The organism is Herbaspirillum sp. WGmk3 (assembly GCF_023952535.1).
Lineage (GTDB): Bacteria > Pseudomonadota > Gammaproteobacteria > Burkholderiales > Burkholderiaceae_D > Herbaspirillum > Herbaspirillum huttiense.
The window spans coordinates 364,559-380,017 of the sequence record NZ_JAKYWT010000005.1 but is presented as its reverse complement, the minus strand read 5'-3'; the positions used below and the strand labels follow the sequence as shown (position 1 = coordinate 380,017).

The window sequence follows — 15,459 nt, the reverse complement described above, 5'->3', positions numbered from 1 at the left end:
GCGTAGCGAAGGCGCTATTTTATTGCAGCCAGCCTCGCGACACCGCCAGCAGCAGGAAAACACCCAGCGCAGCTCGATAGACGATGAAGGGCCATGTCGAGAAACGCTCCAGGAATTTCATCAACCCCCAGATGGCGGCGAAGGCCGACACGCTCGCCACGGCCAGCCCGAACAGCAGCACGCCCCAGGCTTCCAGCGGGATATGGGCGTGCAGCAAGACCGCCAGTTCCTTCAGTCCGGCCAAGGCGATGGCAGGCAAGCCCAGCAGGAAGGAAAACCGCGCCGCTTCTTCACGGCGGAAGTTCAGGAACAGCGCCGCCGTGAGCGTGGAGCCGGAACGCGAGACGCCCGGGATCAGCGCACCGACCTGCGCCAGGCCGACGATGAGCGCATCGCGCAGGCGCATCTGGTCGACGCTGCGGCGATGGCGGCAGACCATTTCCGAGATCGCCAGCAGCACCGCCATGACGATGCAGGACCAGCCGATCACGCTCAGGCTGCGCAGCGGCGAGCCGCAGGCGTTCAGGACATGCGACAAGGCCAGCCCGGCAATGCCGATGGGGATGGTGGCCAGGATGATGGCCACGGCCAGCTTGAACATGGGATCGTTGAAATCGCGGCGACGCCAGGCCGCCAGGCTGCCGCCGGTGACGGCGCTCACGTCGCGCCGGAAATAACTGATGACGGCGGCCAGGGCCGCCAGCTGCATGGCCGCGGAGAAGGCCGAGCCGGGATCATGCCAGCCGAGGAAGGCCGGCACCACGCGCATGTGGGCGGTCGAAGAAATGGGGAGCAGTTCGGTGATGCCCTGGACGATGCCGAGGAAACCGATCTGCGCGTAACTGAGGGAGGCAAAGCCGATATCAAGCCCGGCGCTGCAGACGTTGGCCATGGGGTGTGCTCTGAAGGGAGTTGGCGAAAAGGAAGTTGTAGACCGCCGCCGGCAGCGAGGCCGGCCACGGGTGCTGCAGTGTACCGCGCCCGCCAGGGCGCTGGCTGACAGGCGCCTGACGCCCGCACAGTCCATGCACGGGCATCAGGCAGGGGGGTTACTCCACCCAGGCAACGGCGCCCGTATAAGCGGTCACCAGGACAATGATGCCGAAGACGATGCGATACCAGGCGAAGATGGTGAAATCATGCGAGCTGATGTAGCGCAGCAACCAGCGCACGCACAGGAAGGCCGAGACGAAGGCAGCCACGGTGCCCACGGTGAACAGCGGGACGTCGGCGGCCGACAGCAGGGCGCGCTCCTTGTAGAGCGAATAGATGGTGGCAGCGAACAGGGTCGGGATGGCCAGGAAGAACGAGAATTCAGTGGCCGCCTTGCGCGACAGGCCGAACATCATGCCGCCGATGATGGTGGCACCCGAGCGGCTGGTGCCGGGGATCAACGCGAAGGCCTGGGCGATGCCGACTTTCAGGGCATCCAGCGGGGTCATGTCATCCACCGTTTCGACGCGCGCCGAGGCCATGCTCATGCGGTCCTTGTTGCGGCGTTCGACCCACAGGATGATGAGGCCGCCGACGATGAAGGCGATGGCCACCGAGACCGGGTTGAACAGCACTTCCTTGATGCGGCGGCTGAACAGGAAGCCGAGAATGGCCGCCGGCAGGAAGGCGACAATCAGGTTGATCACCAGGCGCTGGGCCTTGCGATCGGTGAACATGCCGGTCAGCACGGTGGCGATGCGGACCCGATACTCCCAGCACACCGCCAGGATGGCACCGGCCTGGATGACGATCTCGAAAACGTCGGCCTTCTCCTTGGAAAAATCGGGGCCGGTGAATTGCAGCAGGCTGTTGGCCAGGATCAGGTGGCCGGTGGAGGAAATGGGCAGGAATTCGGTCAGGCCTTCGACGATGCCCATGATGAGCGCCTTGAGCGCGAGGAGAGTATCCATACGGGTGCTGTGGGTGGCTGTTGATGTGGGGTTGACGGGAAATGAACGAAATGAAGGAAATGGCTGCTTTCAGGCCCGAAAGCCCGGCAATCCGGCCATCGGAACACAATAAGCCGCTACAACATGAAGCAAATGGCCTTTTTTCCGTCCCGGCCAGGGGCAAACCCTGCAAAAGTGGCAGCGAAGGTCCGTCCGGGATGGCTGGCGTCGCCATAAAGCGGCCTTTCGACCACACCCGGCAGCAAAAAGTGCACTCGGTGCGCTGCAACAAAATCGGATTTTACCTTAGCAGGGTGACAAAACTTACATTTTGCTGTCAGGAATCCGCGCTAACATGGCTTTTTATTCCCTTCCTCGGCTGACGATATGAGCAAGAACACCGGCATCACGATCTATCACAACCCCAAGTGCGGTACCTCACGCAATGTCCTGCAAGGGCTGCGCGACGGCGGCGTCGAGCCGACCATCATTGAATATCTGAAGAATCCGCCCGACCGCGCCACGCTCGAAGGCCTCATCAAGGCCATGGGCGTGCCGGTGCGCGAGGTGGTGCGCAGCAAGGAAGCGCTGTTCAAGGAACTGGGGCTGGATGCGGACGGCGTGACCGACGCTCAACTGATCGATGCGATGCTGGAACACCCCGTCCTGATCAACCGCCCGATCGTGGTGGCACCGAAAGGCACGATGCTGGTGCGTCCCAGCGAGCGGCTGGCGGAGATTTTCCCGTAAGCACCGAAACGGGGCGTATCGGACCGGCATCCGCTGTCATTTGATGCCAAACTCGCCAGATGCGCCCGATCCGTGGTACAAAGGCAGAGTTCCTCCCTCCCCTTATCGACTCAGGAGCAGCGGTGCATCATCGACACGAAGAAAGTACTGCCGATCTGAAGGAGCTGACCACCATCGCTCCCATCAGCCGTGAAGCCCATGCCGCACACCTCAAGGAAAAGGTGGATACCCGCCGGCTCATCGAGGATATCCGCGAAGAAGCCCGACGGCGGCGCGAGGAAGCCTTCTAGACAGGCTTCCCAGCTTCAGATGCTCTCCCCTCGCCGGCCAGCTTGGCTGCCCGGCGCTGTCAGCGTCTCCAGTTCACTGAGCCAGGCGATGGCCTGACCGCGGTGCTCTCCACACATCTCCACTGAAGGCTGCAAGCCGGCACAGAAATCCGGACGTTCGGGCTGGCCGAAGATCTTGCAGCGCATGTCCTCGCCCAGTTGTACGCACGGCACGCCGGCCGGCTTGCCGTCGGGCATGCCGGGGATCGGGCTGGTGATGGAAGGGGCAATGCAGCAAGCGCCGCATGCGTCTCGGCAGTTCATGGACTTTCCTGATGGCGGTTGGCGCGGAGGGACTGCATTGTAGTGCATCGGGCGGCACGCAGTGCCGGCGGCTTGATCTGGCCGCTTGACGCCGGCGCGGCTTGCCACTTACAGTGCCCCGTCCCGGTAATCTTGTTTCTCATGTCTGCATCGGCCAAAGAACCGCGTTGGGAACGACGCAAACAGGACCGCCCCCAGGAATTGCTGGCGGCGGCGCTGGAATTGTTCGTCGAGCGCGGCTACGCCGCGACCCGGCTGGAAGACGTGGCCACCCGCGCGGGTGTCTCCAAGGGCACCCTTTATCTCTACTTCGATGGCAAGGAAAGCCTGTTCAAGTCGGTGGTACGCGCCAATGTGCTGCCCCTGCTGGACCAGGCCGAAGCCCGCATCGAAGGCCACGCCGGCAGCAGCGCCGAACTGCTGCGTGATCTCATCCTGCACTGGTGGCAGTCCGCCTCGCACTCCGGCGTCGTCGGCATTGCCAAGCTGATGGTGGCCGAATCCGGCAATTTCCCTGAACTTGCACGCTTTTACCATGATGAAGTGACCGCGCGCGGAGATGCGACGATAGTGCGCGTACTCGAACGCGGCATGGCACGCGGGGAATTCCGCCGCGTCGATGCCGACGCCATGAAGAAAGTCATCGTCGCTCCCCTCATCATGCTGATGCTGTGGGAGCAGTCACTCGCACCCTGCGCGGCCACGCCCATCGATCCGCTGGCCTACCTGGAGAGCATGATCGACCTTTGCCTGAACGGGCTCAAAGCCTGACGCCAGCCTGTCGCGCTCGCATTGCATTGAGGAAAACCCGCAACAGAAGCGCCTCCAGCGGCTTTTTCAGCGCATAGATGGGCTGATTAGCCGGGCGGTGTTTGCTAAAATGCTGCCTTTCCGTCGCTATTAGATTAGATCGAGCCACCGCCATGAATATCGAACAAGCCCGCTTCAACATGATCGAGCAGCAAATCCGCCCCTGGAACGTGCTGGCGCAAGACGTGCTGGACCTGCTGATGGTCGTCAAGCGTGAAGAATTCGTCCCGGCCGCCTATCGCAGCCTGGCCTTCTTCGACACCGAGATCCCGCTGCCGGGTGGTGAAAACATGCTGGCTCCGAAGATCGAAGCGCGCATCCTGCAGGAAGCCAATGTGAAGAAGCACGAATACGTGCTGGAAATCGGCGCAGGTTCGGGCTACATGGCAGCCCTGCTGGCGCACAAGGCGCGCCACGTGACGACCGTGGAAATCTCGCCGGAACTGAAGGCCCTGGCCGAACAGAACCTGTCGGACTACGGCGTGGCCAACGTCGACGTGCAACTGGGCAATGGCGCGCAAGGCTGGACCGGTGCCGATGGCAAGGCTGGCGAATACGACGTCATCGTCATCTCGGGCTCGCTGCCGCTGCTGCCGGAATCCTTCGGCAAGCAACTCAAGATCGGCGGCCGCCTGCTGGCCATCGTCGGTTCGGCCCCGGTGATGGAACTGCAACTGATCACCCGCACCTCGGAACACGCCTTCGAAACCGTCAACATCGTGGAAACCCTGGCCAAGCCGCTGCACGCAGCGATCACGCCGTCCCACTTCACGTTCTGAGCCTCAGGGCCGAGACAGGAAAAGCATCATGGAGCACATCTCTGCCCCGGAACTGGCGGCCTGGATCAACGATCCGGACCGCCCCACGCCCCTGCTGCTGGATGTGCGTGAACCCTGGGAACACCAGACCTGCCACATCGCCGGCTCGCAGCTGGTGCCGATGAACACCATTCCCGGCCGCTTCGCGGAGCTGGACGAGGAACAGCCGGTGGTCTGCATCTGCCATCACGGTGGCCGCAGCATGCAGGTGGCTGCCTTCCTGGAGCGCCAGGGCTTTACCAAGGTCATCAATCTGAGCGGCGGCGTGCACGCCTGGGCGGCCCAGGTGGATCCTTCGATGCCGACCTATTGAGCCTGGTCTTTTGGTTTATTGATTCATATCGCATTCTGGCCGGCGGGCGTCATGCACATGGCGCAGGCCGGTCAGGCGGGGGCCGGGTTCTCCGGCCTGCCTGAATTCCCTTCCGTTTTATCCTGATCCTTCATATCGCCTGAAAACCACCCGGGTTTCGAGGCTTATTAGTCCGGCTGCGTCTTCTGCAGCGACGGCGCGGTCTTGAGCGCGTAGAGCGAGGCCGCCAGGATGCGCTCGCCATCCTTGACCAGGTCGAAACTGTCGGGGGAAAAGAACCAGTCCGTCAGCAAGCCGCTGAAGGTGGCATGCGCCGCCAGGCAGGCCAGGCGGATATCGAGCGTGGCCGGAAGCTGGCCGCGTGCCACCGCATTGAGCAGGATCTGCTCCAGCCGCAACAATCCATCGACGTGGCATTCGCGCTGGCGAATCAGGATGGGGTCCTGCGCGTCGGCGAATTCGCATTTGTTGAAGATGATGTCGAACACGCGCCGGCAGCGCTCATCGGTCGCCGCCATGGTCAGCACATAGATGCCGCTGCGCAGGAACTGGCCCAGCGGATCTTCCACCTGCGGGCTGGCGTTTTCTTCCAGCACCGCTTCCATGGGCAGGCGCACGCGCTCGCACATGGCGTCGAACAGATCGCTCTTGTTCTTGAAGTGCCAGTAGATGGCCCCGCGCGTGACTTCAGCGGCCTTGGCCACGTCGGCCAGCGAGGTCTGCGAGACGCCGCGCTCATGGAACACCTGCTCGGCCGCATCGAGGATGCGGGCACGCGTTTCCAGCGCTTCTTCCTTGGTCGAACGGGCCATGTCAACAGACTCCCGGGCAAATGGCCATGGCGCAGCCCCTCAGGTGCGCCACTGGGCGGCCGTGTTGCGGATGCACATCACCCGCAACCGGCAGAGTTTCGTCAAAGGCTTCATGTGCGCAATCATCGTCATGAAGAAGTAAGTGAGTTTCGTGCACAATATCAGGGCGTCAAATTCGTCTTCCCAGCAGCTTGGCCTATCGCCCGAAGGCATGGAAGAGCTCGGATTCAGACCAGCGGAAACGGCATCAGAGTAGCTTTCGAATCAAAATGCAAGGAATCGCTCATATTTTGCTACGCCGTTTCGAACAAGTTTGTTAAATTAATGTGATGTTTGGAAGAAATACATACATTCATGGATGTATGTATAATAGCATCCGCTTCAAGTCCCTGCCGTTCATCATCTGCAAAAAAATTCATCACCCTGGCATGAAGGGGTGGGGACTTTTTTGCATTGCAACAATCTGTAGCCCGGCTCATCCATCCCCTCCATCACCGGATGACAGGCACAGCATCATCGTCGTGACCGGTTCTACCGAATTCGTTTCATCGCCGCCCCTGGCGGCTTCAACTTTACTTTCGTGCGAGATATCTATGAGCTCAGTCAGTCGTTTCACGCGCCTCACCATGACCGTCGCCGTTGCCGCCGCGCTGGTTGCCTGCGGACAGAAACCCGCCGCGCAAGGCGGCCAGATGCCGCCGGCCGAGGTGTCGGTGGTGACCATTGCCCCGCAGCGCGTGGCCATCACCAATGAACTGCCGGGCCGCGTGGAAGCCTTCCGCGTGGCGCAGGTGCGTGCACGGGTGGCAGGCATCGTGCAGAAGCGCGTCTTCAAGGAAGGCAGCGAGGTCAAGGAGGGCCAGGTGCTCTTCAAGATCGATCCGGCCCAGTACAAGGCCAGCCTGGAAAGCGCCCAAGCCACGCTGGCGCGCGCCCAGGCCAACCTGACGCAAACCTCGCTGACCGCGCAGCGCTACAAGCCGCTGGTGGAAGTCAACGCGGTCTCCAAGCAGGAATACGACAACGCCGTGGCCGCCCAGAAGCAGGCTGAAGCCGATGTCGCCGCCGGCAAGGCCGCGGTGCAGACGGCCAACCTGAACCTGGGTTATGCCACCGTGACCTCGCCCATCTCCGGCCGCATCGGCCGCGCGCTGGTGACCGAAGGTGCGCTGGTCGGCCAGGGGGATGCCACCCAGCTGGCCCTGGTGCAGCAGCTCGATCCGGTCTACGTCAACGTGACCCAGTCCAGCGCCGACCTGTTGAAGTTGCAGCAGGCGATGGCCGCCGGCCAGTTGAAGAGCGTGGGCGACAACAAGGCCAGCGTGACCCTGGTGCTGGAAAACGGCCAGGCTTACGAACAGCCGGGCAAGCTGCTGTTCTCCGACATCAGCGTGGATGAAAGCACCGGTTCGGTCTCGCTGCGTGCCGAATTCCCCAACCCCAAGCGCCTGCTGCTGCCGGGTACCTACGTGCGGACCAAGATTGAGCAAGCCGTGGACGAGCAGGCCCTGCTGGTGCCGCAACAAGCCGTGGTGCGTGATGCCGGCGGCTCCTCGGTGATGGTGGTCAATGCCGAGAGCAAGGTCGAGGCGCGTCCGGTCAAGACCGGCGGCGCACGCGGCAACAACTGGCAGGTCATCGATGGCTTGAAGGAAGGTGATCGCGTCATCGTGGAAGGCCTGCAGAAGGTCCGCCCGGGTGCCGCCGTCAAGCCGGTCCAATGGAATCCCGCGGGCGCTCCCGCACAAGCTGCTGGCCAGCCGGCCAAGCAAGAGGCGAGCGCCCAACCGAAAGCTAACTAAGAGGCTGCCAGATGGGAAAGTTCTTTATTGATCGCCCCGTATTTGCGTGGGTGCTAGCGATCTTCATCATGCTGGGCGGTGCGCTGGCCATTACCGGCTTGCCGGTAGCCCAGTACCCCAGCATCGCGCCGCCGACCATCGTGGTCACGGCGACCTATCCGGGTGCGACCGCGCAGACCCTGGACGATTCGGTGACCAGCCTGATCGAACAGGAAATGAACGGCGCCGATGGCCTGCAATACATCGAGTCGCAAAGCCAGGCCAACGGCCAGGTGCAGATCACCATCACCTTCTCGCCGGAAACCAATCCGGACCTGGCGGCGGTGGATGTGCAGAACCGCCTGAAGCGCGTCGAGGCCCGCCTGCCGGCAGCCGTGACGCAACAGGGCGTGCAGGTGACCAAGTCGCGTTCCAACTTCCTGCTCTTCATCGGTCTGTCTTCCACCGATGGCAAGCTCGATCCGGTGGCGCTGGGTGACTATCTGTCGCGTAACGTCCTGAACGAAATCAAGCGCGTGCCCGGTGTGGGCCAGGCGCAGCTGTTCGGTACCGAACGCGCCATGCGCATCTGGATCGATCCGAACAAGCTGATCGGCCTGAGCCTGACCCCGGCTGACGTGACGGCCGCGATCCAGGCGCAAAACGCGCTGGTGGCCGGTGGTACGCTGGGTGCCCTGCCCAGCCCCGGCAGCCAGCAGATCGCCGCGACCGTGGTGGTCAACGGTCAGCTGACCTCGCCCGAGCAGTTCGGCAACATCGTGCTGCGTGCCAATACCAACGGTTCGAGCGTGCGCCTGCGCGACGTCGCCCGCATCGAAGTGGGTGGCCAGAGCTATGACACCTCCGGCCGTCTGGATGGCAAGCCTTCGTCCTTCATCGGCGTGCAGCTGTCGCCGACCGCCAACGCGCTGGGTACCGCCACCGCCGTGCACAAGAAAATGGAAGAGCTGGCCAAGTATTTCCCGGCCGGTGTGAAGTACACCATCCCTTACGACACCTCCAAGTTCGTCAAGATCTCGATCGAGGAAGTGGTCAAGACCCTGATCGAAGCCATCGTGCTGGTGTTCCTGGTGATGTTCCTGTTCCTGCAGAACATCCGCTACACCATCATCCCGACCATCGTGGTGCCGGTGGCGCTGCTGGGTACTTTTGCCACGCTGCTGCTGTTTGGCTTCTCGATCAACGTGCTGACCATGTTCGGCATGGTGCTGGCCATCGGTATCCTGGTCGACGATGCGATCGTGGTGGTGGAAAACGTCGAACGCATCATGAGCGAGGAAGGTCTCTCGCCGGCTGATGCGACCCGCAAGGCCATGGGCCAGATCAGCGGCGCGCTGATCGGTATCACGCTGGTGTTGATCGCGGTGTTCATCCCGATGGCCTTCTTCGGCGGCGCGGTGGGTGCGATCTATCGCCAGTTCTCGCTGTCGATGGTGGCTTCCATGGTGTTCTCGGTGCTGATGGCCTTCACCCTCACGCCGGCATTGTGCGCGACCATCCTCAAGCCTGTTGAGAAGGGTCACCACCACGAGAAGAAGGGTTTCTTCGGCTGGTTCAACCGCAAGTTCAACACCACCGCCAATGCCTATCAGGGCGTGATCGGCAAAATGCTCAGCAAGGCCGGCCGCTACATGATCGTCTACGTGGTGATCGTGGCCTGCGTGGGCTTGCTTTACGTGCGCCTGCCGGCCTCGTTCCTGCCGAACGAAGACCAGGGCTACATCATCACCAACGTCCAGTTGCCACCGGGCGCAAGCACCGCGCGCACGACCGAGGTGGTCAAGAAGATCGAGGAGTACTACCTCAAGGATCCGGCCGTCGAACACGCCATTGCAGTGCTGGGCTTCTCGTTCTCGGGTAATGGCCAGAACGCGGCGCTGGTGTTCACTCCGCTGAAGGACTGGGCCGAGCGTGACAAGTCGCAGTCGGCCGATGCGATCGCCGGCAAGGCTTTCGGTGCCTTCTCGCAGATCAAGGATGCGATCGTCTTCCCGCTGAACCCGCCGCCGATTCCGGAACTGGGTAACGCGACCGGCTTCACCTTCCGTCTGCAGGACCGTGCCGGTCTGGGTCACGATGCGCTGGTGCAGGCTCGCAACCAGATCCTGGGCATGGCTTCGCAGAGCAAGGTGCTGGCCGGTGTGCGTCCGGAAGGTCTGGAAGATGCGCCGCAGCTGCAACTGGACATCGACCGCGACAAGGCCAATGCGCTGGGCGTGCCGTTCTCGACGATCAACAGTGTGCTGTCCACGGCGCTGGGTTCGTCCTATGTGAACGACTTCCCCAACCAGGGCCGCCAGCAGCGCGTGATCGTGCAGGCCGATGCCAACCGCCGCCTGCAACCTGAAGATCTGACCAGCCTGTACGCCCGCAACGCCAATGGCGGCATGGTGCCCTTCTCGGCCTTCGTGACGGCCAAGTGGATCAACGGCCCCGTGCAGCTGATCCGCTACAACGGCTATCCGGCCATGAAGATTGCCGGTGGCGCAGCGCCTGGCCGCAGCACCGGTGAAGCCATGGCCGAGATGGAATCCTATGTGGCCAAGCTGCCGCCGGGCTTCGGTTTCGAGTGGACCGGCCAGTCGCTGGAAGAAAAGACCTCCGGCAACCAGGCTCCGGCGCTGTATGCCCTGTCGCTGATCGCCGTGTTCTTGGTGCTGGCCGCGCTCTATGAAAGCACCTCGATCCCGCTGGCGGTGATGCTGGTGGTGCCGCTGGGTATCCTTGGTGCACTGCTGGGGGTGACGCTGCGCGCCATGCCCAACGACGTGTACTTCAAGGTGGGGATGATTGCGGTGGTGGGTCTGTCGGCCAAGAATGCGATTCTGATCATCGAGTTCGCCAAGGACCTGCAGGCGCAGGGCAAGGGCCTGATTGAAGCGACGCTGGAGGCGGTGCACCTGCGCTTCCGTCCGATCATCATGACCTCGCTGGCCTTCATCCTCGGCGTGCTGCCGCTGGCCATCGCTTCGGGTGCCGGTTCGGCCAGCCAGCGCGCCATCGGTACCGGCGTGATGGGCGGCATGATCACTGCCACCGTGCTGGCGGTGTTCCTGGTGCCGATCTTCTTCGTGGTCGTGCGCAAGATTTTCAAGGGCAGCGAGCGTCAGCGCAAGTTTGACGCCGACCACTCGCCCAAGATCAATAGTGGAGAATGACAATGGCTAATCTGTCGTTGCCGCGCTCGCCTCGCCTGCTGCAATTGTGCGCAGCGCTGATGGTGGCCGGCGTACTGGGGGGCTGCTCGCTGGCTCCCACCTATGACCGTCCGCAAGCCCCGGTGGAGACGGCCTACCCGGCCGATGCCGCCGGCCGTGCCGAGCTGCAGGCGGTCAACCTCGGCTGGCGCCAGTTCTTCCCGGACCAGCGCCTGCAGCAGCTGATCGCGGCTGCCCTGGAAAACAACCGTGACCTGCGCACGGCCGTCCTCAACATCGAGGAAGCCCGCGCGCAATACCAGATCGCGCGTGCCGATCTGCTGCCCAACCTGAACGTCAATGGCAGCGCCGCCCGCACGCGGACTGCGGCCAGCCAGTCGCTGACCGGCCAGCCGTTCATCAGCAACAGCTATCAGGTCGGCCTGGCGGTTCCCGCCTACGAGCTGGACTTCTTCGGCCGCGTGCGTAACCTGAAGGATGCGGCACTGGCGAGCTACCTCTCCACCGAAGAAGCGCAGAAGTCGGCGCAGATCAGCCTGATCGCGCAGGTGGCGCAGGCTTATCTGTCCGAGCGTTCCTACGCGGAGCAGCTGCAACTGGCCAATGACACGCTGAAGTCGCGCGAATCCAATCTGGATCTGGCGCAGAAGCGCTTTGACGTCGGCGCCAGTTCGGCGCTGGATTTCCGCCTGACGCAGACGCTGGTGGAGTCGGCCCGAGTATCGAAGTCCCAGCTGGAACGCCAGCGCGCGCAAGCCGAGAATGCACTGACGCTGCTGGTCGGCAAGAAGGTCGGCGACCTGCCGCCGGCACAGCTGCTGTCGGATGAAAAGATCGTGACCGATATTCCGGCGGGCTTGCCTTCCGACCTGCTGACCAATCGTCCGGACATCCGCTCGGCCGAGCAGAGCCTGCTGGCGGCCAATGCCAACATCGGCGCGGCGCGGGCGGCGTTCTTCCCGCGCATCTCGCTGACCGGCAGCTACGGCAGCGCCAGCAGCACGCTGGGTGGATTGTTCGAGTCAGGTTCGGGGGCGTGGAGCTTTGGTCCTTCGCTATCCTTGCCGATCTTCGACTTCGGCCGCAACAGCGCCAATCTGGATCTGGCGGAAGTGCGCAAGAACAAGGCCGTGGTGACCTACGAGAAGACCATCCAGACCGCCTTCCGCGAAGTGGCCGATGCCCTGGTGGCACGCGGTACGCTGGACGATCAGGTCAAGGCGCAGGAAGCTTTCCTGGCGGCCCAGCAGGAACGCCTGAAGCTGACCGACCTGCGATTCAAGAACGGGATTGCCTCTTCGCTGGATCAGCTTGATGCGCAGCGAGACTTGTTCTCGGCGCAGCAGGCCTTGATTCAGGCACGGCAACTGCGCTTGAACAATGCGATTGATCTGTACAAGGCGTTGGGTGGTGGCCTCAACGAAAATACGGTGAGCATGGCGGCCAAGCAGTAAGCGACAAACCAACTGCCATTCATCGTTCGGACGCCGAAAACGCCGAAGCAAAAAGAGCAGACCCGAGGGTCTGCTCTTTTTTTTCCTTCAGATCCAGTTCTGCTGGCGCTACTTGCGGGCCGCTTGTTCCAGGCGGGCCAACTCCCAGCCCGCCGCCTGGTACTCGAGATAGACGCTCACGCCCGGCTTGCGCGCATTCTCGAATGCCTCCCGTGCGGCCGGGACATTGCCGCTGGCCAGGCGCATCTGGCCGATGAAGAACCAGGCTTCGGTCAGTGCCATGTCCTTGTCATCGCCCTGCTTGCGTTGCGCTGCCTGAAGCACGCCGTCCTCGCCAAGGCTGCCGGCTACCAGCGCCAGCAGCGGGTTCGGCCAGACATCGTCGCTGCCCTTGCCGCGCGCCGCCTGCAGCAGCTCTGCACTGGGTGGCTGACCGGTTCGCCGGGCCGCCAGACCTTGCCATAGCAGCACGTAATGGCGGGACTCGGCGTCATCCTTGGAAATCAGAACCGACTGCGTGAAATCGGCCAGGGCCTCCTGGTACTTGCCCATGAAGAAGCGCGAGATCCCGCGCGACTGGTACAGCGAGCCTTCATTGCCACCCAGGGTCAGCGCCCGAGTGTAATCGGGAATGCTGCGTGCAAAATCACGGCTGTCACGCGCGACGTGGCCGCGGCACTCCCAGGCACGGGGATTGGACGGTCCCTGGCGCACGGCCTCTTCGGCGTCGGCCATCCCTTTGGCCGGCTCGTCCATCTCGGCGCGCACTTCGGCGCGGCGGCACAAGGCCTCGACCAGGTCATTGCCACGCAGGCGGCCAGCCGCGATGACGCGGTCGTAGGCGGCCAGTTCCTCCTGCAGGCGACGGCGCACGGTGTCCTTGAGCGTGCTGCTGCCCATGCCCAGGAAACCGCTCGTCTTGATCGCCTCACGCTCCACGAACTCGCCTTGCGCCGTGATCGAATCCAGCTGCTGGAGCGCGCTGTTGAGTGCCAGCAGCTCGTCGGGTGTGACCGTGTCCTTGAGCACCTCCAGGCTGCGTTCGACCTGCAGCACGTTACCCCGGAAGACCCGCTTGGTCGAATACGTGAAGAACTCGTTACGCAGGTTGCGCTCCAGCGGATCGCGCATCATCGAGACATTGGAGGGCCAGACCATGCGCAAGGTGTAACGCAGGCGGTAAGGGGCACGCGAGACCTTGGCCGGGTAGCTGCGCTTGAAGTTGCGCGGCAGATCATAGATGCCCTGCATGATGCTGGCCCCGTACTTGACCACCCACCCATCCGGATAGGCCTTGGCCGGCTTGGGCAGCTTGAAGCGGGCACGCGCGATGACGCGGTTGTTGGCCGCATCGTCCTCCAGCACCGGCACGGCCACCAGGTCGATACCGGGATAGCGGCGCTCGTAGCCACCGAGTGCGAACTTGCGCAAGCGTTCTTCCGGCAGGCTGCGGGAGACTACGCGCATGGTTTCGGCATCACTGCCGACCCAGGTCCAGGTCGCACTGAGCGTGCCATCGGCATCCAGGGCGGGAATCTCGATCACTTCATCCAGGACGGCGGTATTGCGCGCCACGGCATCAGTCCAGTGCATGCTCTCCAGGGCAGTCGTCTCCGATGCCACCGCCAGTATCGCTGCGCCTTCAACACCACTGCCCTGCTTGCTGAGCGAGCCGGACTGTCCCTGCATGGTCGGGTCCAGGTAGTAATCCGCACCATCGAGCCGCAGGCGCACCAGCACATGGTCGAAAACCAGGGGACTGGGCAGATAACGCGCAACGGTGCGCGGCTCGGCCAGCGAAGTCAGGATGGGAACGGCGTTCATCCCCATGGCGCGCAGCAGCGTCACCAGCAGATAGGTCTTGTCCTTGCAGTCACCGTAGCGGTCACGGACCACGTCGGCGGGCGGGTGCGGACGATGCGAGCTTTCTCCCATGGAGACGGAGAAGTAGCGGATCTCGTCCTGCACCCAACGCAGGGCCGCCACGGCCCGCTGCTCATCGGTGGGTAGTTTCTTCCATTGCTCCAGACGGGCTTGCAGCGCGGCCGGCACCGGCGCGCGCGGGAACAGGCCATCGGCCCAGCGGGCGACGCTGTTCCAGCTATCCCAACTGGTGAACTGCAAACGACGCAGGCTGAAGTCGGCCGGGACCCAGCGATCGGGTTCCTCGATCCGGATGCCGCGCTCGGTGAAGCGAAGCTTGCGCCAGCCGGCGGCCTGGCTGATGTCGGGACGGATATCGGTGTTGCCGATCTCGCCCACCATTTTCCAGTCCACGCGCTGGCCGACAGGATGGCTCAGGATGACACTGCGCAACTCGACCGGAATGGGCCAGTCCCACCCTGCCTCATTCGCGTAGGTGCTACCGAAGACCGGATTGGCACCTTCCACCGAATACGCGTATTGCACCGTATCGCCCACGCGCAGGTCCGGCACCAGCATGACTGCTTGGACCGAGCCGCTGAAGACGCCGTTTTCCATGCCCAGCTCGCGCTGCAGGAAGCGCACCTGCACTCGGCTGGTGTGATCCAGTACCTCTTTTCCGCGCAACACGCGCAGGCTGTGCAAATGCATTTTCTGATACTGCGGCACGAAGTCGATGATCAACTGCCCGGCCGAGGCCAGGGCACTGCTGTCATTGATCTGTGCTGCGCGATTGACGTAGAAGACCGGCTGGCTGTCGGCGCGGAACTGTGTGTCCCACAGGCGCATGACGATGGCCTCGGTACGTCGCGTCGCGGGCACCTCGATGGGTTCCACCCAGGAAGGAGTCTTGTCGCCGCGCGTGAAGGCTTCGGAGGCGACCTGGATCTCGCGCACGGGCAATGACGGGGCTTCCGCGGATTCCGTCGCTGCCGCGCCGGGAGCGGCTGGCAACTGGGCATGGACAACGAAGGACAGACTGCACAGGAGGGTGGCGAGCAGCCCTCTCGGCGACACGAATCGCATGAATTTTCCCCTGATGATTTGCCGACGCATCGGAGGCCAACGGCCGGCTTGATTTTGGTGCTGAGATTGTACGATGGCCACCGGGCTTTTGTGCAGGCATGACGCAACTGCCCAACG

Annotated in this window: 14 protein-coding genes; 9 read left to right on the top strand and 5 right to left on the bottom strand. The window is 63.1% G+C overall.

The genetic code is table 11. From position 1 onward, the window contains the following. Nucleotides 1–19 precede the first annotated feature (19 nt). A complete protein-coding gene (locus tag MKD49_RS20270) occupies nucleotides 20–892 on the bottom strand; it encodes an undecaprenyl-diphosphate phosphatase (protein WP_034338825.1) in 873 nt (290 codons plus the stop codon). A gap of 157 nt (nucleotides 893–1,049) precedes the next feature. Beyond that, a complete protein-coding gene (locus MKD49_RS20265; RefSeq protein ID WP_039789391.1) occupies nucleotides 1,050–1,904 on the bottom strand; it encodes an undecaprenyl-diphosphate phosphatase in 855 nt (284 codons plus the stop codon). A 41-nt stretch (nucleotides 1,905–1,945) separates the two neighbouring features. Between MKD49_RS20265 and MKD49_RS20260 the strand changes: the two genes are divergently transcribed. From MKD49_RS20260 to MKD49_RS20250, 3 genes are all read left to right on the top strand, one after another. Continuing rightward, the gene (locus MKD49_RS20260; RefSeq protein ID WP_252697189.1) at nucleotides 1,946–2,266 is read left to right on the top strand and encodes a hypothetical protein; all 321 of its coding nucleotides are present in this window, start codon (nucleotides 1,946–1,948) and stop codon (nucleotides 2,264–2,266) included. Nucleotides 2,267–2,270: 4 nt separating this feature from the next. Then, complete coding sequence (gene arsC / locus MKD49_RS20255; protein WP_121042806.1) at nucleotides 2,271–2,633, top strand: arsenate reductase (glutaredoxin); 363 nt, start codon at nucleotides 2,271–2,273, stop codon at nucleotides 2,631–2,633. A gap of 122 nt (nucleotides 2,634–2,755) precedes the next feature. Then, entirely contained in the window at nucleotides 2,756–2,923 is a 168-nt protein-coding gene (locus MKD49_RS20250) for a hypothetical protein (RefSeq protein ID WP_008325257.1), read from the top strand. A 15-nt stretch (nucleotides 2,924–2,938) separates the two neighbouring features. Here MKD49_RS20250 and MKD49_RS20245 read toward each other — a convergent pair whose 3' ends face one another. Continuing rightward, nucleotides 2,939–3,226, bottom strand: a complete 288-nt coding sequence (locus MKD49_RS20245) for a YkgJ family cysteine cluster protein (protein ID WP_199725089.1) — start codon at nucleotides 3,224–3,226, stop codon at nucleotides 2,939–2,941. 141 nt (nucleotides 3,227–3,367) lie between these two features. Between MKD49_RS20245 and MKD49_RS20240 the strand changes: the two genes are divergently transcribed. The 3 genes from MKD49_RS20240 to MKD49_RS20230 all read left to right on the top strand — a co-directional run bounded on the left by MKD49_RS20240 (nucleotide 3,368) and on the right by MKD49_RS20230 (nucleotide 5,167). After that, on the top strand, nucleotides 3,368–3,997 hold the full coding sequence (locus MKD49_RS20240; protein WP_252697188.1) for a TetR/AcrR family transcriptional regulator: 630 nt from the start codon (nucleotides 3,368–3,370) through the stop codon (nucleotides 3,995–3,997). A 152-nt stretch (nucleotides 3,998–4,149) separates the two neighbouring features. Continuing rightward, nucleotides 4,150–4,815, top strand: a complete 666-nt coding sequence (locus MKD49_RS20235; RefSeq protein ID WP_034338812.1) for a protein-L-isoaspartate O-methyltransferase — start codon at nucleotides 4,150–4,152, stop codon at nucleotides 4,813–4,815. A 28-nt stretch (nucleotides 4,816–4,843) separates the two neighbouring features. Further along, the gene (locus tag MKD49_RS20230) at nucleotides 4,844–5,167 is read left to right on the top strand and encodes a rhodanese-like domain-containing protein (RefSeq protein WP_034338809.1); all 324 of its coding nucleotides are present in this window, start codon (nucleotides 4,844–4,846) and stop codon (nucleotides 5,165–5,167) included. A gap of 167 nt (nucleotides 5,168–5,334) precedes the next feature. On the opposite strand, the gene MKD49_RS20225 is transcribed toward MKD49_RS20230, so the two are convergent. Continuing rightward, complete coding sequence (locus MKD49_RS20225; RefSeq protein WP_204726132.1) at nucleotides 5,335–5,979, bottom strand: TetR family transcriptional regulator; 645 nt, start codon at nucleotides 5,977–5,979, stop codon at nucleotides 5,335–5,337. Nucleotides 5,980–6,572: 593 nt separating this feature from the next. Between MKD49_RS20225 and MKD49_RS20220 the strand changes: the two genes are divergently transcribed. From MKD49_RS20220 to adeC, 3 genes are read left to right on the top strand one after another with little or no spacing between them, the layout of a single operon-like run. Further along, nucleotides 6,573–7,781, top strand: a complete 1,209-nt coding sequence (locus MKD49_RS20220; protein WP_121042799.1) for an efflux RND transporter periplasmic adaptor subunit — start codon at nucleotides 6,573–6,575, stop codon at nucleotides 7,779–7,781. 11 nt (nucleotides 7,782–7,792) lie between these two features. Continuing rightward, nucleotides 7,793–10,939 carry an efflux RND transporter permease subunit gene (locus MKD49_RS20215; protein WP_121042797.1) on the top strand — a complete coding sequence of 1,049 codons (3,147 nt, stop codon included), beginning with the start codon at nucleotides 7,793–7,795 and terminating at the stop codon, nucleotides 10,937–10,939. A gap of 2 nt (nucleotides 10,940–10,941) precedes the next feature. Continuing rightward, a complete protein-coding gene (gene adeC, locus MKD49_RS20210) occupies nucleotides 10,942–12,393 on the top strand; it encodes an AdeC/AdeK/OprM family multidrug efflux complex outer membrane factor (protein ID WP_305882136.1) in 1,452 nt (483 codons plus the stop codon). A gap of 108 nt (nucleotides 12,394–12,501) precedes the next feature. Here adeC and MKD49_RS20205 read toward each other — a convergent pair whose 3' ends face one another. Further along, nucleotides 12,502–15,213, bottom strand: a complete 2,712-nt coding sequence (locus tag MKD49_RS20205; RefSeq protein WP_252697187.1) for a DUF3857 domain-containing protein — start codon at nucleotides 15,211–15,213, stop codon at nucleotides 12,502–12,504. Nucleotides 15,214–15,459 lie beyond the last annotated feature (246 nt).

Excerpts from the sequence above, each read along its gene's own strand:
- MKD49_RS20215 (WP_121042797.1), top strand. The coding sequence starts at position 7,793 with ATGGGAAAGTTCTTTATTGATCGCCCCGTATTTGCGTGGGTGCTAGCG.
- MKD49_RS20220 (WP_121042799.1), top strand. The coding sequence starts at position 6,573 with ATGAGCTCAGTCAGTCGTTTCACGCGCCTCACCATGACCGTCGCCGTT.
- adeC (WP_305882136.1), top strand. The coding sequence starts at position 10,942 with ATGGCTAATCTGTCGTTGCCGCGCTCGCCTCGCCTGCTGCAATTGTGC.
- MKD49_RS20260 (WP_252697189.1), top strand. The coding sequence starts at position 1,946 with ATGAACGAAATGAAGGAAATGGCTGCTTTCAGGCCCGAAAGCCCGGCA.
- MKD49_RS20225 (WP_204726132.1), bottom strand. The coding sequence starts at position 5,979 with ATGGCCCGTTCGACCAAGGAAGAAGCGCTGGAAACGCGTGCCCGCATC.
- arsC (WP_121042806.1), top strand. The coding sequence starts at position 2,271 with ATGAGCAAGAACACCGGCATCACGATCTATCACAACCCCAAGTGCGGT.
- MKD49_RS20230 (WP_034338809.1), top strand. The coding sequence starts at position 4,844 with ATGGAGCACATCTCTGCCCCGGAACTGGCGGCCTGGATCAACGATCCG.
- MKD49_RS20270 (WP_034338825.1), bottom strand. The coding sequence starts at position 892 with ATGGCCAACGTCTGCAGCGCCGGGCTTGATATCGGCTTTGCCTCCCTC.
- MKD49_RS20245 (WP_199725089.1), bottom strand. The coding sequence starts at position 3,226 with ATGAACTGCCGAGACGCATGCGGCGCTTGCTGCATTGCCCCTTCCATC.
- MKD49_RS20240 (WP_252697188.1), top strand. The coding sequence starts at position 3,368 with ATGTCTGCATCGGCCAAAGAACCGCGTTGGGAACGACGCAAACAGGAC.
- MKD49_RS20265 (WP_039789391.1), bottom strand. The coding sequence starts at position 1,904 with ATGGATACTCTCCTCGCGCTCAAGGCGCTCATCATGGGCATCGTCGAA.
- MKD49_RS20235 (WP_034338812.1), top strand. The coding sequence starts at position 4,150 with ATGAATATCGAACAAGCCCGCTTCAACATGATCGAGCAGCAAATCCGC.